The organism is Actinomycetospora succinea, from assembly GCF_004363095.1.
Taxonomy (GTDB): domain Bacteria; phylum Actinomycetota; class Actinomycetes; order Mycobacteriales; family Pseudonocardiaceae; genus Actinomycetospora; species Actinomycetospora succinea.
In genome coordinates this window covers 532,664-550,686 of record NZ_SNYO01000004.1, presented here as the reverse complement: position 1 = coordinate 550,686, position 18,023 = coordinate 532,664, and the positions used below count along the sequence as shown (strand labels likewise).

Genomic DNA, 18,023 nt, shown 5'->3' with positions numbered 1-18,023 from the left:
CGGGGGTCGTGGCTACATTCGAACACATGAGCGAACAGGGTGTGCGAGGCGGCCCGGTGGCCGACCTGGATGCCCTGTCGGCGGGGCCGGAGCTGCTCGCGGTCCTCGACGACCTCTCCCCGGACACGTTGACCGGAGACGAGCTGGCCGCCTACGTGCGGGCGTGCGCGCGGCTGACCAACCACGGCACCGCGCGGTTGCTGGACGCGATGCACCACCTCGGGCGCGCCCAGCACGGGCGCCGCGACCGCCGCCAGGTACTCGACGAGTACTCCGGTGACGAGGTCGCGGTCGCCCTCGGCTGGTCGCGGTCGATGGCGTGCCGCAAGCTCGACCTCGCCGACGACCTCGCCGCCCGCCTGCCCGCGGTCGGTGAGGCGCTCTGGGACGGCTGGCTCGACGAACCCAAGGCCACCCGGCTGTGCGAGTGGACCCGCGACCTGTGCGACGACCACGCCCGCCACGTCACCCAGGTCCTGCTGCCCGAGGCGCCGTCGTTGCCGGTCGGGGAGCTGATCCGGCGCATCGAGCAGATCGCCACCGCGATTGACCCCGACTGGGCCGCGCGCCGCGAAGCCCGCGCGGCGAAGAACCTGCGGGTGACGCTGACCGCGAACCCCTCGGGCACCGCCACCTTCGCGGTCTGCGACACCACCGCGCCGCGCGGGCTGGCCATGCGCGACCGCTGCGACGCGATCGCCGCCGCGGTCCGCGCGCTCGGGGTGCGGCTCCCGGTCGGGGACCTGCGCGGCGAGGTCGCCGCCCGCCTGCTCGACGGCTCCAGCGCCGGACTCACCGACCACCAGATCATCTGCATCCTCGCCGCCGAATACCACGCCGCCGGCCAACCACCCGAACCCGACGACGAACCCGGTGACGAGCCGGACGGTGACGAGCCGGACGGCGACGAGCCGGACGGCGACGAGCCGGACGGCGACGAGCCGGACGGCGACGGCCCCGACGGGCCGCGCGATGACGGACCCGACGACCGCGGACCCGACAACGGGCCGGCTGGCGGGGCACCGACCGACGACCGGCGCGAGACGCCCGACGACGCCGGACAACCCGGCGATGGAGATCCGCACGACGAGGGCCCCGCCGCTGGTGAGGGCACCGCCGCTGTTGACGACGCCGAGGCTGGTGAGCACGCCGAGGGCGAGTCAGCCGGTCAGGGCGTACTCGACCTGCCCGGTCTACCCGAACCCGGTCTACCCGACCCCGAGCTATCCGACCCCGACCAGCCGGAGGAGCCCGACGAACCCGTTGAGCCGCCGGTGCCGGAGTTCCCGCCCGAGATCGACGGGCCCGACCCCGGACCCGGACGCGTCCGCACCGGCACCAGCGAACTGCGCCTACGCCTGACCACCGCGCTCGGACTCGACCAGTACCCCGCCACCGTCCCCGGCTACGGCACCGTGCTGGCCCACCACGCCCGCACCCTGCTCACCGCCGCCCACCACGGCGAATGGCGCATCGTGCTCACCACCCCCGACGGCCACCTCCAGCACGTCCTGCTCGCCCGCCGACGACCAGCCCGCCCCCGCAGCGACCACCAGCCGCGGGGGCCAGGGCAACACCGAGCCATCGTCGAACTCCAGGTTCCGACGACACTGCTCGCCGCCCTCGACCCCGACGCCCACCCCACCTGGACCGCCCTGCTGCGCGAACTCCAAACCCGACTCAGCGACCTCACAGAGCTCGACGCGCCGGGCCCGCCCCGTGCGAGCCTCGCCGACCAGCTGCGGCGCCGCCTCAGCGCCGAGACCGAACGCTGGACCCGGGTCCGCCGACCGGTGCTGCATCATCCCCTGCTGCCACCGCCCCGCCCACCGCGCCGAGCTCGACCACACCCACGACTGGGCCCACCACGGCCCCTCGGCGCACTGGAACCTCGGCGTGCTCGACACACACCACCACCGCGCCAAACACCACGCCCACTGGCAGATCCAGCAACCCGCCCCCGGCCACTTCGCCATCCGCACCCGCGCCGGACAACGACTCCACACCACCCCGAAGAAGATCCTCGACAAGCTCCCCGAACCCCGCCCCGCGCACCGGCCCCGACCCCTGCCCGACGACGGCTGGCGCACCCACCCCTACAACGAGGCCGACGCCGACGCCGACGCCGCCGCGGACGCCCAGTGGCGACACCAGTTCCTGCGCCGCACCACCGGCGCCACCACCACCAGCAAGGCGCGCACGACCACCACGAGCAGCAGGACCGCCACCGTCCCCGCTGTCCACGACCCGAACGACCCACCGCCGTTCTGATCGGCCGGGACAGACCTCGAGAGCGAGCCTCGAGCTACTTCACTCCCCGGTGTGCGCTCACGAGCGCCGCGCCGACGTGATCGCCCACGGACGTCAGGCCCGCGACGACGCCGTCGATGTCCGCGCTCGGCCGGTTCTGGCTCAGCTTGAACTTGGCCTCGAGGCGGTCGACGCGCACCTCGACGCCGACGATCGCGCGCAGCTGTCCGGCGACGAACCGCTCGGGCGCGTCGGCGACGCTCCAGGGGTGCGCCCGTCCGGCCTCGTGGTGGTCGGTCAGCGCCGCGACCTGGGCGGCGAGCCAGCCCGAGTCGTCGTGGACGGTCAGCGGGCCGTGGACGTGCACGGTGAGGTAGTTCCAGGTCGGGACGACCTTGCCGTGCTCGGCCTTCGACGCGTACCAGGACGGCGAGATGTAGGAGTCCGGCCCGCGCGCGATGACCAGGGCGTCGCCGAGCACCTCGGCACGCCACTGGTCGTTCTGCCGCGCGAGGTGCCCGCGCAGGACACCGGCCTCCCGGTCGTAGCTCATCGGCAGGGTCGTGGCCATGAGCCCGTCGGTGGTGGCGGTGATCAGCTCGACGGCCCCGTGCTCGGAGAGCAGCCGGTGGACCGCCTCGTCGTCGGGCTCGAAGTGCGCCGGTACGTACATGCCACGACTGTCGCCCTCAGAGTGGCCTGCTGCGAGGGCCACTTCCCGACCAGTCGAGCAGGCCACTACGTGCCGACGACGACCCGCACCTCGTGCACCGCGTTGCGCGCTCCCGCGGCCGGCTGGACGCGACCCTCGGCGTCGGTGGCCCGCGCCGCGAGCACGTGGTCGCCGGGCGGCAGCGCGACGCCGAGGGCGAAGCGCTGCCACGTGCGGTGCTCGCCGCGCGGCTCGAGGACCGCCGGTCGCCAGTGCCCGTCCACCCCGACCTCGACCGTCGCCACCGGGAACGCGCCCCACGCCCACCCCGAGACCGCGACGTCGCCGCCGGTCCGGTCGCCGTCGAGCGGGGTCGTGACCACGCTGGTGACGTCGAGGTCGCGCACCGGCCGCAGCGTGGGGTCGCCGGGCAGGCGGCGCTGGTAGAGGCGGGTCGTGAACAGGTGCTCGGGGCGCTCCTCGGCGATGGTCAGCTCGCGGAGCCACTTGACGTTGTTGGTGCCGAAGTACCCGGGCACGACGAACCGGGCAGGTGCCCCGTGCTCGTCGGTCAGCGGCGCGCCGTTCATGCCGAGCGCCACGATCGCGCGCTCGCGGGCGACCGCCAGCGGCACGTCCTTGCGGTACTCCGTGCACGCGACGTCGTCGAACACCCCGGAGTCGGACCCGGTCGCCCACAGCGCCGAGGCCGGCGCGGCGCCCGCGGCCTCGAGCAGCGCCGCGACCGGGACGCCGTGCCACACCACGTTCGCGGCCCGGCGCACGAACTCGCCCGGCACGAGCGGATTCCCGAAGCACTCCAGCACGGCCGGCACGTCGACCGAGGGCATGGCGCGCAGCGCGGGCAGGTCCAGGTCGAGCGGGGTCGCGACGTCCCCGCCGACCCGCAGCCGCCAGCTCCCGGGGTGAACGTGGGCGACGCCGAAGTGGCCGATCAGGTAGACGTCGTCGACGTCGGTGACGCGCTCGCGCAGGCGCTCGGGACCGGGGATCCGCTTCGTCGTCGTCGCGGGGTCCATCAGCATGCCGGTCACGCCCCCGGAGCCTGCCCGAGGACGGCCCAGCAGTACCAGGCCGCGACGCTACGATACGGCCGGTACGCCTCCCCCAGCACGTCCAGCTCCGTCGCGGTCGGCACCGCGACGTCCCAGCCGGCGGCGTAGCCCTTCCGGATCGAGAGGTCGCCGGTCGGCCAGACGTCGAGCCGCGAGAGCTGGAACAGCAGGAACATCTCCGCGGTCCACCGGCCGACGCCGCGGACCGCGGTCAGCGCCGCGGTCACCGTCTCGTCGTCCTGCTCGACCAGCGCCGCGCGGTCGAGGACCAGCGCGCCCTCCTCGACCCGCCGGGCCAGGTCGCGCAACGACAGGATCTTCGCCTGGGACATCCCGACCTCGCGCAGGCCGGTCTCCGGCAGCGCGAGCAGCCCGGCGGCCGTGATGTCGCCGCCGAGCGCGACCAGCAACCGACCCCGGATGGCCTCGGCGGACCGGTTCGAGAGCTGCTGGTGGGTGATCGCGCGGACGAGGGCGGCGAAGGCGGACTCGGTCGGCGGCGGGAACGTCGGCAGCCCGAACCGGTCGGCCAGCCGCGCGATCGTCTCGTCCCGCGCCGCCAGCTCGGCCGCCGCGACGCGGTGGGGCTCCGAGAACGGCGGCACGGTCAGGGCGTGACGGCGGGGTCGTCCGGCACCGGACCGATGCGGCCCGCGCCGTCGGCCACGTCGAGGCCGGCGATGGCCGCGAGGTCGTCGTCGGTGAGCTCGAGGTCGGCGGCGGCGCGGTTCTCCGCGATGCGCTGCGGGGTGTCGGACTTCGGGATGACGATGTGCCCCTGCTGCAGGTGCCAGCGCAGCACCACCTGCGCCGGGGTCGCGCCGAGGCGCTCGGCGATGCGCTCCAGCACGGGCTCGGCGAGCACCGAGCCGCGCCCCAGCGGGCTCCACGCCTCGGTGCGGATGCCGTGCGCGTCGTGCAGCGCGCGCATCTCGTGCTGCTGCAGGTGCGGGTGCAGCTCGATCTGGTTGACGGCCGGCACCGTACCGCCGAGCACCAGGATCCGCTGCAGGTGACCCGCGCGGAAGTTCGACACCCCGACCGCGCGCGCCCGGCCCTCCTCGGAGAGCTGCTCCATCGCCGACCACGTCTGCACGCACTCGGCGAACGCGTCGGTGGGCCAGTGCACGAGGTACAGGTCCACGAAGTCGAGGCCGAGCCGCTCGAGGCTGCGCGCCTGGCAGTCCAGCGCGTGCTGGCAGCCCTGGTGGCCGTTCCAGACCTTGGTGGTGACGAAGAGGTCCTCGCGGGGGACGCCCGAGGCAGCGATCGCGCGTCCGACGCCGTCCTCGTTGCCGTACACCGCGGCGGTGTCGATGCTGCGGTAGCCCTGCGCGAGCGCCTCGGTCACCGAGGCCTCGGCGTCGCGCGCCTCGGACACCCCGAAGCCGAGCTGGGGCATGCGCACGCCGTTGTTGAGCGTGACCGTGAGACCGACGTCGATGCTCGGGGACACACCGGGCCAACCGGCCCCGGGCGCGCCGCATTCCCCCGGTGGGCCCGGCTAGCCTCGGCCGCGCCGACGCCGACCGGGAGGACGCCGTGCGGATCGTGATCGGGGGCGCCGCCGGGTTCGACGACGTCCCCGTGCTCCGGGAGCTCGCCGACCGCCACGACGTCGCGTTCGCGCCGGACGACGCGGCGCTCGCCGAGCACCTCCCGACCGCGGAGGTCTTCGTCAGCTGGACCTTCCGCGGCTCGGGCCTCGAGCGGCACTGGCCCCTCGCGCGCCGCCTGCGCTGGGTGCACTGGTGCGGGGCGGGCGTGCGGCCGGCCCTGTTCGGCGACCTCGTCGCGAGCGACGTCGTCCTCACCAACGCCCGGGGCGTCTTCGACCGGGCGATGGCCGAGTACGTCCTGGGCACGATCCTGGCCTTCGCCCTGCGCCTGCCCGCCGCGCTCGAGGAGCAGCGCCACCGGCGGTGGACCTACCGGCACTCCGAGCGGCTCGAGGGCACCACCGCCGTCGTGGTCGGCGTCGGCGCCATCGGCCGGCGCGTCGGGGAGCTCCTCGCCGCCGCCGGCGTCACCGTGCACGGCATCGGCCGGACCGCCCGCGAGACCGACACCGTGTTCGGTCGCGTGCACGGCCGCGACGACCGCGTCACGCTTCTCGGGCGGGCCGACTGGGTCGTCGCCGTCATGCCCGACACCCCCGGCACCGAGGGATGGTTCGGCGCCGACGAGTTCGGCGCCATGAAGCCCACGGCGCGGTTCGTCAACGTCGGGCGCGGCAGCACGGTCGTCGAGCGGGACCTCGTCGAGGCGCTGCGGGACGGCCGGATCGCGGGCGCCGCACTGGACGTGGTCGCGGAGGAACCGCTGCCGGCCGACAGCCCGCTGTGGACGCTGCCCGGCGTGATCCTCACGCCGCACATGTCGGGCGACTACGAGGGCTTCGAGGACGATCTGTGCCGCCAGTTCCTGCGGCTCCTCGCGCAGGACGAGGCCGGCGTGGCGCCGGACAACGTCGTCGACAAGCAGGCCGGGTACGTGCCGGGGAGCTGACGGCTGCAACCTCCGCCCCACCCCCGGGGTTCCGGGGGACATGAGCACCGAGGACAACAAGGCCGTCGTCGCCCGCTGGTTCACCGAGTTCTGGGGCAAGGACTTCAACCCCGCGGTCGTCGACGAGCTCGCCGCACCCGACATCCGCTTCGAGTACTCCATGCACGACCCGTGCCGCGGCCGCGACCAGGTCCGCGCGTTCGCCGAGACCTTCCGCGCCGCCTTCCCCGACCTGCACTTCTGGGGTACCGCCGACCTGATCGCCGAGGGCGACCACGTGGTGGGCCGGTGGGAGGGCGGCGGGACGCACACCGGGCCGGCGTTCGACGACCTGCCGATCGGGAGCGTCCCCGCCGGCTCCGGCAAGCAGATGCGCTTCACCGGCGTGACGGTGCTGCGCGTCGAGAACGGCCTGATCACCGAGGAGATCGGGCTCGACGACGGGGTGACCGCGCTCCGGCAGCTCGGTCTCGTCGCCGCGCGGTGACCGGCGCGGGGGTCGCCGAGACGGTGGCCGGCGAGCGGGCGGCACCGTCCGACCCGGACGCCGGCCGCGTCTCGGCGGCCCTCGCCGAGGGTCTCGACGTGGGGTTCGCCGAGCTCTACCGCGCCTACCACGGCGTCGTGTTCGCGGTGGCGCTGCGCACGACCGGGCACCGCGCCGACGCCGAGGACCTCGCCGCCGAGAGCCTCCTGCGCGCCTACCGGGCGCTGTCCGGGTACGACGCCCGCCGGATCCGGGCGCTCTCCCCGCGGCCGTGGCTGCTGACGATCGTGCTCAACACCCGCCGCAACCAGGTCCGCGACGCCGCCCGGCGCCCGCGGGGCGCCGACGGCGAGGTGCCCGAGCGGCCGGTCCCCGGCCCCACCGTCGAGGAGCACGCCGAGCACCGCGAGACCGGCGAGCACCTCGCCGCCTCCCTCGCCCAGCTCACCGACACCCAGCGCCACGCCGTGGTGCTGCGCCACGTCGCCGACCTGCCGATCGGCGAGGTCGCCGAGGTGCTCGGGTGCCCGGTCGGCACCGCCAAGTCCCACGTCTCCCGTGGCCTCACCCGGCTGCGGGCGTGTATCGAGAACGGAGCCGGGACCGCACGCCCGGCGGAGCGAGGATGACGACGATGACCACACCGGACCACGGGGACGCCCTGCTCGCGGGGCTCGCCGCCCTCGCGCCGTCGGACGCCCCGGACCTCACCGACCGCGTCTTCGACGGCTGGCTCGCGGTCCCGAGCCGCATCGGCCCGGTACGGGTCGCGTCGACGCGCGACGGCGTCAGCTTCCTGCGCCGCGCCGCCGACCTCGACGACGAGGGCTTCCGCGCCGCCTACCGCGACCGCTTCGGGCGCCCGCTGCGCCCGGCACGGTCGGTGCCCGACGACCTCGAGGCCGCCCTGGACGGCGACGCCGGCGCCCGCCCGCGCCTGGACCTGCTGGCGCTCACCGACTTCCAGCGCGACGTCCTCGCGGCCACGCGCACGATCCCGGCCGGCGAGACCCGGTCGTACGCCTGGGTGGCCGCCGAGATCGGACGGCCCCGCGCGGTCCGCGCCGCGGGCACCGCGCTGGCCACCAACCCGGTGCCGCTGCTCATCCCGTGCCACCGCGTCGTGCCCAGCCACGGGGACGTCGGGCGCTACATCTTCGGCGTGCCCGTCAAGCAGGCGCTCCTCCAGTCCGAGAAAGCCGAGGAGAAGACCTGATACCGGACGATCGGTAAGCTCGTGACGTGCCCAAACGTCCCGGACCGAACGCCGGACCGACGACGCGGGAGGCCGTGCTCGCGGCCGCGCGCCGCCTGTTCACCGACCGCGGGTACGACGGCACGTCGATGCGCGACATCGCCGCCGAGGTCGGCCTGACCACCGCGGCGCTCTACTACCACTTCCCCGCGAAGGACGCGATCCTCGCGGCGCTCGCGCAGCCCCACCGCGACGAGATCGACGCCCTGGTCGCCTGGTCGCGGGCCCAGGAGAACCATCCGGGCCTGCTCCGCGAGACGGCGCTGCGCTGGGTGGAGAGCGCCGGCCAGGACCGGCTCGACGGGCTGCGCCTCGCCCGGGCCGTCCACCCCGCGCTCGCCGGGGACGGGGCGCTCACGGCGCTCACGGCGCTCGTCGACGACTTCGCCGACCCCGCCGACCCCGTCGACCGGCTCCAGGTCCGCCTGCTGTTCGAGGCGTTCACCTGCGCGGCCCTGGCCGCCGCGCCGGACGACGACCTCGCCACGATCGTCGCCACGGCCCGCTGGATGGTGCTGGCGATGACCGCCGGGTAGCGCCCTCACGGGGACGGGCTCACCGGCAGCTCCGTCGTCCCCCCGAGGACCTCGGAGAGCCGCGCCGGCACCGCGGTCAGCCCCGCGCCATCGAGGGCGCCACGCAGCGAGGCCGGGTCGGCGGCCGGCGGCGGACCGGCCGCGACGACCTGCAGCACGCCCTGGCTCCAGGTCACGTCGACGACCTGCCACGACCGGGCCTGCGCCCACTGCGCCACCACCGGCTGCGCGGCGGTGAGGATCCTCTGGCCGCGGAAGGTCTGGTAGCTCCCGACACCGAGCGGGACGGCGACGGCCACGAGCAGCGCGACCACGACGACGACCGTGCGGGGCCGCAGGCGGCCCACCTCCCGTCCCGTACTGACCGCGGTGGCGCGCACCCGGTAGGCCAGCAGCACCACCGTGCCCGTCGCGATGATCGCGGTGACGTTGGTGAGGAACAGCAGGAGCGCCCCGCCCGCCTGGTCGGGCGCCCCGGACTCCAGCGTCAGGCCCACGACGGCCAGCGGCGGCACCAGCGAGATCGCGATCGCGACGCCGGGCAGGGTGTCCGAGACGTCGGAGCGCACGAGCGCGAAGGCCCCGACCGCGCCCGTCGCGAGCGCCGAGACGAGGTCGACCAGCTTCGGCGCCACCCGCGAGGCGACCTGCGAGTTGGTCGCGGCGACCTCGGGCACCGGACTGAGCAGGCCGGACAGGTACCCGATCCCCACCACCAGGACCGCGCCCCCGACGACGAGCGCGACGCTCGCGAGCATCGCCCGCCGGTCGGCCAGCACCAGGGCGAGCGCGGTACCGAGGATCGGGGTCATCAGCGGGGCGACGATCATCGCCCCGATCACGGTGGCGGTCGAGTCGGCCACGACCCCGGTGCTCGCGATGACCGCGGCCAGCGTGAGCAGCACCCAGAACGCGGAGAGGCCGGTGCGATCGGTCAGGAAGAGCTTGCCGGTGACGCGGTCGAGGTCGTCCTCGGTCACGGGGCCGAACGGCAGCGCGCGCGTCACCCGCCGGACGCTAGGGCGACCGGCGCCCGGTACGGCTCACCCGCCGTGGGTGAGGGGGCTCAGCGGCCGGGGTCGGCCTGCGCCTCCGCGGCCGGGTCCTCGGTGGCCGGCTCGTCGGTGCGCAGCTCCGCCGCCCGCTCCGCCACCCGCCGGAAGATCTCCGGTTCCGACTGCAGCACCGCCAGCCGCCGCCAGTGCTCGAGCACGGTGAACAGCTCCGTGAGGTCGCGGGTCGTGCCCGCGCGGTCGAGCGCCTTCGCGTAGTCGGCGTCGAAGTCCGCCCGGTCCTCGGGCGGCAGCGCCGCGTGGATCGCGGCGGGGGACGCACCCTGGCGCAGGGGATGCCCGCCGGCTGGCTCGTCGTCGATCGAGTAGGTCGCCGTCATCGTCCCGACGATAACGGTCCGCACCGACCGATCCGGGGCGTGCCCCGGTGCGAACCACGGGCATGTCCCCATCGTCTCCGCGCCCCGGCGAGGAGGACGAGCGCCCGCTCGACGCTCACGAGACGCGCGAGTTCGAGCGCATCATCGCCGACTACCGCCGCACCGCCCGCCGCCGCGCGCGGACGGGGCGTCCCTCGCCGGCGGCCTTGCGGTGGCGCACGGTCGTGCTCGTCCTGCTGGCGAGCTCGGTGTTCGCGGTCCTCAGCACCCTGCTGCCCGCGCCGGCCAACCTGTGGTCGGCACCGGTCCTGCTCGTCCTCGTGGCCCTCGCGAGCCTCGTCTGGGCGGTGCGCGCTCGCCGCCGCGCCCCCGGACACTGATCCTCGCGGCGCGGCGTCAGACCTGGGCCTGCTCGCGCGCCAGGGTCACGAAGCTCGTCGCCGCCGGGCCGAGGTCGTCGTCGCGCCGGAGCACGAGGTAGAGGCAGCGTTCGATCGGGTCGCCCTCGAGCCGGACCTCGCGGACGCCGTGGTGCGCGTGGCGTGCGAGGGCCCACGAGCTGACGACGCCGACCCCGTCGCCCGCGGCGACCGCGTCGATCACGCCCTGGTTGCTGTCCCGGATCGTCCACCGCTGGTCGGAGATCAGCGGGGTGCCGCGTGTGGCGAGGGCGTCGGTGAACGAGCGCCGCGTCCCCGACCCCTCCTCGCGCTCGACCAGCGGCGTCGCGGCGAGCTGGGCGACGGTCACCGGCTCGGCGGTGTCCAGCGCGTGGCCGCGCGGCACCGCGAGCACGATCTCCTCGGCCGTGAGGACCTCGGCGTCGAGGTCGTCGCCGTCGGGCTCGGCGCCCGCGAACCCGACCTCCGCGTTGCCGTCGCGCAGGGCGGTGAACACGCCCTCGGAGTCGGTGACGACGGTGTCGACGACGGCCTCGGGGTGCTCGGCGGTGAACGTCTCCACGAGGTCGGGGACGAGGAACTCGCCCGGGACGGTGCTCGCCGCGACGGCCACGGCGGTCGCGTCGGCGTAGGGGTCGAAGGTGTCGTCCTGCTCGTCGGGAGCGGTCATGCGGGCCTCCTCCTGGATCGTCGTGACGGGTGACGGCGTACCCGTCTGCCCGTGGCGCACGCCTCAGGAGATTCGTCGTGCGCGATTGAATGGTGAACAACCAGCCGGGGTACGAGGACGGTGTCGCGGCACCGTCGCCGGGACACCCGCGCGACCGTCGGTCGACGCGGGGTCGGGTCGGGGTCATGCGCGAGGAGCCACCACGATGTTGTCGACTCCCCCTGCGGCCGGCGCGGCCGACGTCACGCTCGTCCCGACCGACACGTTCCTGGTCGACCGGGCGCGCGTCGGCGACCGCGAGGCCTACGCCGCGCTCGTCCACCGCCACCGCGACCGCGTCTACCGGGTCGCCCTGCAGGTGCTGGGCTGTCCCGCGGACGCCGACGACGTCGCGCAGGACGTGGTCATCCACCTCGCGACCGCCCTGGAGCGGTTCGACGGCACCGCCGCGTTCACGACCTGGCTGCACCGGGTCGTCGTCAACCGGTGCCTGAACCACCGGCGCGCCCACCGCCCCACCAGCGAGATCACCGAGAGCGCCCACCCCCGCAGCCGCGGACCCGAGCACGCGGTGGTGACCGCCGCGGAGGTCGCCGCCGGCCTGCGGGCCGTCGCCGCGCTCCCCGACGAGCTGCGCGTGCCCCTCGTGCTGGTCCAGCTCGAAGGGATGTCCTACCGCCAGGCGGCGGCCGTGACCGGGGTGTCGGAGGCGACGGTGCGCGGACGGCTCGCCCGTGCCCGGTACCGGCTCGCGTCCGCCATGGCCGACTGGACGCCTGCCCCGGCGGTGCCGAGGACCGCGCCGGCCGCTGGTTAGCCTGACGGCGTGCCGATGACCGCCAAGTACGCCACGACGTGCGGGGTCTGCGCCTCCGCCGTCTCCCCCGGCGAGGAGATCGCGCGCTCCGGGGAGCGCTGGGCGCACGCGGCCTGCGCCGGCTCGGCGGGATCGGGCGCCGCTCGGACGAGGTCCGCGAAGGCCACGAAGGCCACGAAGCCCCCGCGCCCCGACATGCCGGCCGCCGAGGGCGCGCTCGAGGTGTGGACCGACGGCGCGTGCTCCGGCAACCCCGGCCCCGGCGGCTGGGCCTGGGCCACCCGTGAGGGCCGGCAGGACAGCGGCGGCGAGCCCGGCACCACCAACCAGCGCATGGAGATCCGCGCCGCCCTCGAGGCCGTGCGGGCGCTCGACGGCCCGCTCGTCGTCGTCAGCGACTCGACCTACGTCGTGAACTGCTTCCGCGACGGCTGGTGGAAGGGCTGGATCGCGCGGGGCTGGACGACCAGCGCGAAGAAGCCGGTGGTCAGCCGCGACCTCTGGGAACCGCTGATCACCCTGGTCAACGACCGCGGCGACGTGTCCTTCCGCTGGACCAAGGGCCACTCGGGCGACGAGATGAACGACCTCGTCGACCGTCTCGCCGTCGAGCAGTCGAAGGCCGTCGCCGCGACCTCGTGAGGCCTCAGCGCCTCGTGCGCGCCCACGAGTCGGGTTGACCCCCCGGGGTCCACGGGCGCGCACCCTGTCCGGGCTCGCGGGCGCGGAGCAGTCTCGTGCCATCACCCGAGCTCTCCGAGGAGGCGAGCACCATGACCGCCATCGCCACGGCACCCGAGCAGGCTGCCCGGCTGGACTGCGACCGATGCGGGGTGCGCGCCCTGTCCCTCGCGATCCTCCCCCGCGGTGGCGAGCTCGCGTTCTGCGGACACCACGGCCGGGCCCACCACGACCACCTCGTCGCCGCCGGCGCCCAGATGATCTCGCTGCCCTGATCTCCGCTCCCCGGTGGTGACGTCCGTCCTCACGGTCGTTGCCCCGGGCCAACTACCCTGACCCGGTGATGCTGCGCGCCGGGGTGGTCTGACGGTGCTGCACACCCGATCCCGCCGCTCCGCGACGACCTTCACCACGGCGTCGGTCGCGTTCGTGGCCGCGTGCGCCGCGGCCGGCGTCCCGGCGCCGCTCTACGTCGTCTACCAGCAGACCTACGGCCTCTCGACGGTCGTGCTCACCGGCGCGTTCGCGATCTACATCCTGCCGCTGCTCGCCGCCCTGCTGTGCTGCGGCGCCCTGTCCGACCACCTCGGACGCCGCCGGGTGGCCGTGCCGGCGCTGCTCGCGGGCGCGGCGGGCTCGGTGGTGCTCGCGACCGTGGACTCCGCGGCGCCGCTGCTCGTCGGGCGCGCGGTGCAGGGGCTCTCGGTGGGGCTCGCGCTCAGCGCGCTCGGGGCCTTCGTCGTCGACCTGGTCCCGCCCTCGCGCCCCGGGCTCGCCGGCGCGGTGACCAGCGGGGCGCCGCCCGGCGGCATCGCCCTCGGCGCGCTGACCTCGGGGATCGCGCTCCAGGTCGTGCCCGCGAGCGCCCCGGTCCTGTCGTTCGTGGTGACGGCGTCGGTGCTCACCGCCGCCGCGGTGGCCGTGGTGTTCCTGCCGGAGACGGTCGTGCGGGCACCCGGCGCGGTGCGGTCGCTGCGCCCGGTCGTGCGGGTCCCGCCGACGGCGCGGCGGGTGTTCCCGCCGGTGTGCCTGCTGGTCGCGGGGACCTACGTCCTCGGTGGCTTCACCCAGGCGCTGGCCCCGTCGCTGGTGGTGTCGGTGCTCGACGGCAGTACCGGCTTCGCCGGCCCGCTCAGCGGCGCCCTGGCGGTCGCCGTCTACCACCTCGTCGGGCCGGTGGCCGGGCTCGCCGCCAACCGGCTGAGCGCCGCGCGGGCGCTCGCCGGCGGGGCGGCCGGCCTGGTCGTCGGGATCGGGGGCTACATCGCGGCGATCGCCGTCGGGAGCTTCGCCGCCTACCTCGTCGCGGCGGTCGTGGCCGGCGCCGGCTTCGGCGTCGCGTTCGCCGGGGCCATGCGCACCCTGCTCGACCGGAGCCCGGAGGGCACGCACGCCGGCACCCTCGCCGCGATCTACCTGTACTGCTACCTGGCCGCCGCCGTCGCGAGCCTGCTCGCGGGCGTCGCGGTCGACCTCTGGGGCCTGGCCTCGGTGGCCGTCGGCCTGTGCGCCGTCGTCGCCGTGATGGTGGTGGTCGGCGGCGTCGGGTCGGTGCTCCGGATGCGCCGCCGCTGAACGCTGGACGGCGTCCCGCGGCCCGGGCAACCTCTCGACCATGGCCGAGGACCAGGACCCCGGGAGCACCGTCGCGAGCACCGGCACGGACGACAGCGTCGCGGTCGCGGCGAGCGTCGACACCTCCCACAGCGTCGCGGTCGCCGGGAGCACCTCGACCGTCGGCAGCGTCGGCGTGGCGCGCAGCGCGGGCACGGCCGGCAGCATCGCCGTGGCGGGCAGCGCCGCGACGGCCGGCAGCGTCGCGGTCGCGGGCAGCGCGGCCACGGCCGGAAGCGTCGCGGTGGCCGGCAGCGCCGGCACGGCCGGCAGCGTCGCCATCCTGGGCAGCCTGCTCACGGTGCTCGGGGCGCGGCTGCGGCTGTGCGTGGCCACGCTGGCCTGCGTCGACTGCACGCGCTGCGTGGGCTGCATCGGGTGCGTCGACTGTGTCGACTGCGTGGGGTGCGTCGGCTGCGTCGGCCTGCGCGGCGCGGTCGGGCAGCGGGGTGTGGCCGCCTAGTCCCGCAGCGCCCGTCGGAGGATCTTGCCCGTGGTCGTGCGGGGCAGCTCGTCGAGGAACTCGATGTGCGCGGGCACCTCGTGGGCGGCCAGGCGTGCCCGGACGTGGGCGCGCAGCTCGCCGGCCAGCTCGGGGGACGCGGTGACCCCCGGCCTCAGCACCACGAACGCCTTCGGCACCTGGCCGCGCCGCTCGTCCGGCACGCCGACCACCGCGGCCATCGCGACGGCGTCGTGCCCGCCGAGGCTCTGCTCGATCTCGCCGGGCCCGATCCGGTAGCCCGCCGAGTTGATGACGTCGTCCTTACGGGACTCGAACCAGACGTAGCCGTCGGCGTCCTGGCGGGCGAGGTCGCCGGTGAGCAGCCACTCGCCGCGGTACTTCTCGGCGGTCGCCTCCGGGTTGCGCCAGTACTCGAGCATCGTGGACGGGGTCCGCCGGTCGAGGGCGAGCTCGCCGACCGTGTCGATCACCGGCTCGCCGTCCTCGTCCAGCACCACCGGCGTGAAGCCCGGCAGCCCCTTGCCCAGCGAGCCGGGGCGAATGGGATAGACCGAGGCGCAGTTGCCGATGCAGGCGTTGAGCTCGGTCTGCCCGTAGCCCTCGTTCACGGTCGCGCCGAAGAACTCCTCGCTCCACTTCAGCAGGTCGGCGCCCAGGGCCTCGCCGCCGGAGCAGATCGAGCGGAACGCGAACCCGCCGCCCTCCAGGCCCGACGCGCGGATCACCCGCAGTGCGGTGGCGGGCAGCAGGGTCAGCGTGATCCCGAACTCGCGCATCAGCCACACCGCGCGCTCCGCGGTGAACGCGGGCTCGCGGTCGACGACGACGGGCAGCCCGTGGAACCAGGCGGGCGCGAGGATGTCCATGATCCCGGCGATCCACGCCCAGTCGGCGGGCGACCAGATCACGTCGTGCGCCTGCGGGAAGAACTCGTAGACCGCCTCGAAGGCCGGCAGGTGCCCGTAGACGATCCGATGGGCGTGCAGCGCGCCCTTGGGGTCGCCGGTGGTGCCCGAGGTGTAGATGAGGAAGGCCGGGTCCTCGGCCGCCGTGTCCACCGGCGTGAACTCCGGCGACGCCGCGGCGAGGGCGTCCTCGAACGACTCCGGGCCGCTCAGTCCGATTTCTTGGCTCCCGATCACCAGCAGCGGGATCTGCTCGCCGCCGTCGTCGAGGGCCTCGCGCACGCGGTCCGCGTTCGCCGCCGCCGTCACGACGGCCTTCGCCCCGGCGTTCCGCAGGCGGAAGCGCAGGGCGTCCGGCCCGAACAGCGACGACAGGGGCAGCGCGATCGCACCCATGCGGAACATCGCGACGAAGCCGACGCCGGTCTCGAACGACGCCGGGCTGACGAGCCCGACGACGTCGCCGCGCCCGACGCCGAGGGCCGCGAGGGCGTTCGCGAGCCGGTTCGACGCCGTGGTGACCTCGCCGAACGTGTGGTCGCGCGAGGTCCGGTCGACCTCGACGACCGTGAGCGCCCGCGCGTCGGGGTCCTGCCGGTCGGCGAACGCCACGCCCAGGTTGAACCGCTCCGGGATCGGCAGAGTGGCGAAGTCGACCTGGCGCCAGAGCTCGTCGTAGCTCGCGGCCGGGCGCAGCAACGGTGGTTCCACGACGACTCCCCCGCGATCCCGGAAGTGTGACCTCCTTCACGGTAGGGCGAGGTGGACGTCGCCGAAAGCTGTCTCGATCGTCCGGAGGGCGCACCTCCTGGTGATTTGGCGAAGCGCTCCGTATGGTGTCCGTCACACACGGCGACCGACTCCCACGGCGGACAGGGGTTCACCGATGCATCCCGCTCCGAGCGCACCGCACACCCCGACGGCGAAGGAGACCCGCCGCGTGGCGGCGGCGACGCTGATCGGCACGTCCATCGAGTGGTTCGACTTCTTCGTCTACGGCGCCGCGGCCGCGCTGGTGTTCGGGAAGCTCTTCTTCCCCTCGGCGGACCCGCTCACGGGCACGCTGCTCGCGCTCGCCACCTTCGGCGTCGGCTTCGTGGCCCGGCCGCTCGGCGGCGTGATCTTCGCGCACTTCGGCGACCGGATCGGCCGCAAGTCGATGCTGGTCCTGTCGGTGGTGATGATGGGCGGCGGCACGTTCGTCGTCGGGCTGTTGCCGACCTACGCGACGATCGGGATCGCGGCGCCGATCCTGCTCGTGCTCCTGCGGATCGTGCAGGGCATCGGGCTCGGCGGCGAGTGGGGCGCCGCCGCGGTGATGGCGGTCGAGTACGCGCCCCCGAAGCGGCGCGGGTTCTTCGGGAGCTTCCCGCAGACCGGGGTGCCGGCCGGCATGCTCACCGCGAACCTGTCGCTGCTGATCATGTCCGCGCTGATGTCGGACGAGGCGTTCCTGGCCTGGGGCTGGCGCGTGCCGTTCCTGGCCTCGATCGTCCTGGTCGCCGTCGGCATCGTGATCCGGCTGCGCGTGGCCGAGTCGCCGGTCTTCGAGCAGGCGAAGTCGGCGGGGAAGATCGAGCGGCAGCCGATCGTCGCGGTGCTGCGCCGCCAGCCGCTGAACGTGCTGCGGGCGGCGGGCCTGCGGTTCGCCGAGAACAGCACGTTCTACATCCACACCACGTTCGTGCTGACCTACGGCACCGTGGTGCTCGGGCTCGCGCGCAGCGACCTGCTGCTCGCGGTGATCGTGTCCTCGGCGCTCGGGCTGCTCAGCATCCCGTTCTACGGCTGGGCCGCCGACCGGTTCGGGCGGCGCCCGGTGGTGCTGTGGGGCTCGCTGGTGCTGCTGCTCATGAGCTGGCCGTACTTCTGGGCGCTCGACACGCGTGAGCTGCCCTGGATCATCCTGGCCACCGTCATCGCGGTGAACGTGGGCAACTCGGCGGTCTACGCGCCGCAGCCGGCCTGGTTCTCCGAGCTCTTCGAGCCGGAGGTGCGCTACAGCGGGGCGTCGATCGGGGCGCAGGGCGCGAGCGTGTTCGCCGGCGGGCTGGCGCCGGTGATCGCCACCGCGCTGCTCGACGCGACCGGCGGCTGGGGCTGGATCGCGGTCTACATGTCCGCGATGGTGCTGATCACGATCGTCGCGGCCCTGTTCTCCCCCGACCCGTACAAGGCCTCGACCCGGGAACGGGAGGCGGTCGCCGCCTGAGGCCCGGCTCCCGACCCGGGCGACACCCTTCCGAGATCGCCTCGTTGGACTCTCCGGACCCCCGCCCTGCACGGGGCGTGACCGAGGGACGCTCGGTCAC

At 74.8% G+C, this 18,023-nt stretch carries 21 protein-coding genes; 13 read left to right on the top strand and 8 right to left on the bottom strand.

The window, feature by feature from the left end; all coding sequences use genetic code 11:
* Positions 1–26 precede the first annotated feature (26 nt).
* The gene (locus EV188_RS17820; protein ID WP_133827585.1) at positions 27–2,351 is read left to right on the top strand and encodes a DUF222 domain-containing protein; all 2,325 of its coding nucleotides are present in this window, start codon (positions 27–29) and stop codon (positions 2,349–2,351) included.
* On the opposite strand, the gene EV188_RS17815 is transcribed toward EV188_RS17820, so the two are convergent.
* The 4 genes from EV188_RS17815 to EV188_RS17800 all read right to left on the bottom strand — a co-directional run bounded on the left by EV188_RS17815 (position 2,306) and on the right by EV188_RS17800 (position 5,380).
* Entirely contained in the window at positions 2,306–2,923 is a 618-nt protein-coding gene (locus EV188_RS17815; protein WP_133827584.1) for an FMN-binding negative transcriptional regulator, read from the bottom strand. The genes EV188_RS17820 and EV188_RS17815 overlap by 46 nt on opposite strands.
* Before the next feature lie 65 nt (positions 2,924–2,988).
* Positions 2,989–3,948: a molybdopterin-dependent oxidoreductase gene (locus tag EV188_RS17810; RefSeq protein WP_243741807.1), complete on the bottom strand. Its 960-nt coding sequence runs from the start codon at positions 3,946–3,948 to the stop codon at positions 2,989–2,991.
* 5 nt (positions 3,949–3,953) lie between these two features.
* Positions 3,954–4,583, bottom strand: coding sequence for a DNA-3-methyladenine glycosylase family protein (locus EV188_RS17805; RefSeq protein ID WP_133827582.1), 630 nt, complete (start codon positions 4,581–4,583; stop codon positions 3,954–3,956).
* Between the two features lie 2 nt (positions 4,584–4,585).
* A complete protein-coding gene (locus tag EV188_RS17800; RefSeq protein WP_133827791.1) occupies positions 4,586–5,380 on the bottom strand; it encodes an aldo/keto reductase in 795 nt (264 codons plus the stop codon).
* A 92-nt stretch (positions 5,381–5,472) separates the two neighbouring features.
* On the opposite strand from EV188_RS17800, the gene EV188_RS17795 reads away from it, so the two are divergent.
* Genes EV188_RS17795 through EV188_RS17775 form a run of 5 tightly spaced genes read left to right on the top strand, consistent with a single transcriptional unit; the run spans position 5,473 to position 8,764 of the window.
* A complete protein-coding gene (locus tag EV188_RS17795) occupies positions 5,473–6,486 on the top strand; it encodes a D-2-hydroxyacid dehydrogenase (protein ID WP_133827581.1) in 1,014 nt (337 codons plus the stop codon).
* Positions 6,487–6,526: 40 nt separating this feature from the next.
* Positions 6,527–6,973 (top strand): ester cyclase, encoded by a 447-nt coding sequence (locus EV188_RS17790; RefSeq protein ID WP_133827580.1) that lies wholly within the window; start codon positions 6,527–6,529, stop codon positions 6,971–6,973.
* Positions 6,970–7,602, top strand: coding sequence for an RNA polymerase sigma factor (locus EV188_RS17785; RefSeq protein ID WP_243741784.1), 633 nt, complete (start codon positions 6,970–6,972; stop codon positions 7,600–7,602). The genes EV188_RS17790 and EV188_RS17785 overlap by 4 nt, the downstream gene beginning before the upstream one ends.
* Positions 7,603–7,607: 5 nt before the next feature.
* Positions 7,608–8,189: a methylated-DNA--[protein]-cysteine S-methyltransferase gene (locus tag EV188_RS17780; protein ID WP_133827579.1), complete on the top strand. Its 582-nt coding sequence runs from the start codon at positions 7,608–7,610 to the stop codon at positions 8,187–8,189.
* A gap of 26 nt (positions 8,190–8,215) precedes the next feature.
* Entirely contained in the window at positions 8,216–8,764 is a 549-nt protein-coding gene (locus tag EV188_RS17775; protein WP_133827578.1) for a TetR/AcrR family transcriptional regulator, read from the top strand.
* A 5-nt stretch (positions 8,765–8,769) separates the two neighbouring features.
* On the opposite strand, the gene EV188_RS17770 is transcribed toward EV188_RS17775, so the two are convergent.
* Positions 8,770–9,771: a DUF389 domain-containing protein gene (locus EV188_RS17770; RefSeq protein WP_208114249.1), complete on the bottom strand. Its 1,002-nt coding sequence runs from the start codon at positions 9,769–9,771 to the stop codon at positions 8,770–8,772.
* 59 nt (positions 9,772–9,830) lie between these two features.
* Positions 9,831–10,157, bottom strand: a complete 327-nt coding sequence (locus EV188_RS17765) for a DUF6247 family protein (protein ID WP_133827577.1) — start codon at positions 10,155–10,157, stop codon at positions 9,831–9,833.
* A gap of 62 nt (positions 10,158–10,219) precedes the next feature.
* Between EV188_RS17765 and EV188_RS17760 the strand changes: the two genes are divergently transcribed.
* Positions 10,220–10,537, top strand: coding sequence for a hypothetical protein (locus EV188_RS17760; protein ID WP_133827576.1), 318 nt, complete (start codon positions 10,220–10,222; stop codon positions 10,535–10,537).
* A 16-nt stretch (positions 10,538–10,553) separates the two neighbouring features.
* On the opposite strand, the gene EV188_RS17755 is transcribed toward EV188_RS17760, so the two are convergent.
* Positions 10,554–11,228 (bottom strand): LysR substrate-binding domain-containing protein, encoded by a 675-nt coding sequence (locus EV188_RS17755; protein ID WP_133827575.1) that lies wholly within the window; start codon positions 11,226–11,228, stop codon positions 10,554–10,556.
* 205 nt (positions 11,229–11,433) lie between these two features.
* Between EV188_RS17755 and EV188_RS17750 the strand changes: the two genes are divergently transcribed.
* The 5 genes from EV188_RS17750 (at position 11,434) to EV188_RS17730 (ending at position 14,803) form a co-directional block, all read left to right on the top strand.
* A complete protein-coding gene (locus EV188_RS17750; RefSeq protein WP_133827574.1) occupies positions 11,434–12,045 on the top strand; it encodes an RNA polymerase sigma factor in 612 nt (203 codons plus the stop codon).
* 15 nt (positions 12,046–12,060) lie between these two features.
* Positions 12,061–12,687: a ribonuclease H family protein gene (locus EV188_RS17745; protein WP_133827788.1), complete on the top strand. Its 627-nt coding sequence runs from the start codon at positions 12,061–12,063 to the stop codon at positions 12,685–12,687.
* A 131-nt stretch (positions 12,688–12,818) separates the two neighbouring features.
* Entirely contained in the window at positions 12,819–13,001 is a 183-nt protein-coding gene (locus tag EV188_RS17740) for a DUF7455 domain-containing protein (protein WP_133827573.1), read from the top strand.
* A 94-nt stretch (positions 13,002–13,095) separates the two neighbouring features.
* Entirely contained in the window at positions 13,096–14,301 is a 1,206-nt protein-coding gene (locus EV188_RS17735) for an MFS transporter (RefSeq protein ID WP_166659938.1), read from the top strand.
* A 40-nt stretch (positions 14,302–14,341) separates the two neighbouring features.
* Positions 14,342–14,803 (top strand): hypothetical protein, encoded by a 462-nt coding sequence (locus tag EV188_RS17730; protein WP_208114248.1) that lies wholly within the window; start codon positions 14,342–14,344, stop codon positions 14,801–14,803.
* Here the strand turns inward: EV188_RS17730 and EV188_RS17725 are convergent.
* Positions 14,800–16,422 (bottom strand): AMP-binding protein, encoded by a 1,623-nt coding sequence (locus EV188_RS17725; RefSeq protein WP_208114247.1) that lies wholly within the window; start codon positions 16,420–16,422, stop codon positions 14,800–14,802. The genes EV188_RS17730 and EV188_RS17725 overlap by 4 nt on opposite strands.
* Before the next feature lie 175 nt (positions 16,423–16,597).
* On the opposite strand from EV188_RS17725, the gene EV188_RS17720 reads away from it, so the two are divergent.
* A complete protein-coding gene (locus EV188_RS17720; RefSeq protein ID WP_133827571.1) occupies positions 16,598–17,923 on the top strand; it encodes an MFS transporter in 1,326 nt (441 codons plus the stop codon).
* Positions 17,924–18,023 lie beyond the last annotated feature (100 nt).

Excerpts from the sequence above, each read along its gene's own strand:
- EV188_RS17820 (WP_133827585.1), top strand. The coding sequence starts at position 27 with ATGAGCGAACAGGGTGTGCGAGGCGGCCCGGTGGCCGACCTGGATGCC.
- EV188_RS17815 (WP_133827584.1), bottom strand. The coding sequence starts at position 2,923 with ATGTACGTACCGGCGCACTTCGAGCCCGACGACGAGGCGGTCCACCGG.
- EV188_RS17810 (WP_243741807.1), bottom strand. The coding sequence starts at position 3,948 with ATGCTGATGGACCCCGCGACGACGACGAAGCGGATCCCCGGTCCCGAG.
- EV188_RS17800 (WP_133827791.1), bottom strand. The coding sequence starts at position 5,380 with ATGCCCCAGCTCGGCTTCGGGGTGTCCGAGGCGCGCGACGCCGAGGCC.
- EV188_RS17790 (WP_133827580.1), top strand. The coding sequence starts at position 6,527 with ATGAGCACCGAGGACAACAAGGCCGTCGTCGCCCGCTGGTTCACCGAG.
- EV188_RS17780 (WP_133827579.1), top strand. The coding sequence starts at position 7,608 with ATGACCACACCGGACCACGGGGACGCCCTGCTCGCGGGGCTCGCCGCC.
- EV188_RS17765 (WP_133827577.1), bottom strand. The coding sequence starts at position 10,157 with ATGACGGCGACCTACTCGATCGACGACGAGCCAGCCGGCGGGCATCCC.
- EV188_RS17760 (WP_133827576.1), top strand. The coding sequence starts at position 10,220 with ATGTCCCCATCGTCTCCGCGCCCCGGCGAGGAGGACGAGCGCCCGCTC.
- EV188_RS17755 (WP_133827575.1), bottom strand. The coding sequence starts at position 11,228 with ATGACCGCTCCCGACGAGCAGGACGACACCTTCGACCCCTACGCCGAC.
- EV188_RS17750 (WP_133827574.1), top strand. The coding sequence starts at position 11,434 with ATGTTGTCGACTCCCCCTGCGGCCGGCGCGGCCGACGTCACGCTCGTC.
- EV188_RS17745 (WP_133827788.1), top strand. The coding sequence starts at position 12,061 with ATGACCGCCAAGTACGCCACGACGTGCGGGGTCTGCGCCTCCGCCGTC.
- EV188_RS17740 (WP_133827573.1), top strand. The coding sequence starts at position 12,819 with ATGACCGCCATCGCCACGGCACCCGAGCAGGCTGCCCGGCTGGACTGC.
- EV188_RS17730 (WP_208114248.1), top strand. The coding sequence starts at position 14,342 with ATGGCCGAGGACCAGGACCCCGGGAGCACCGTCGCGAGCACCGGCACG.
- EV188_RS17720 (WP_133827571.1), top strand. The coding sequence starts at position 16,598 with ATGCATCCCGCTCCGAGCGCACCGCACACCCCGACGGCGAAGGAGACC.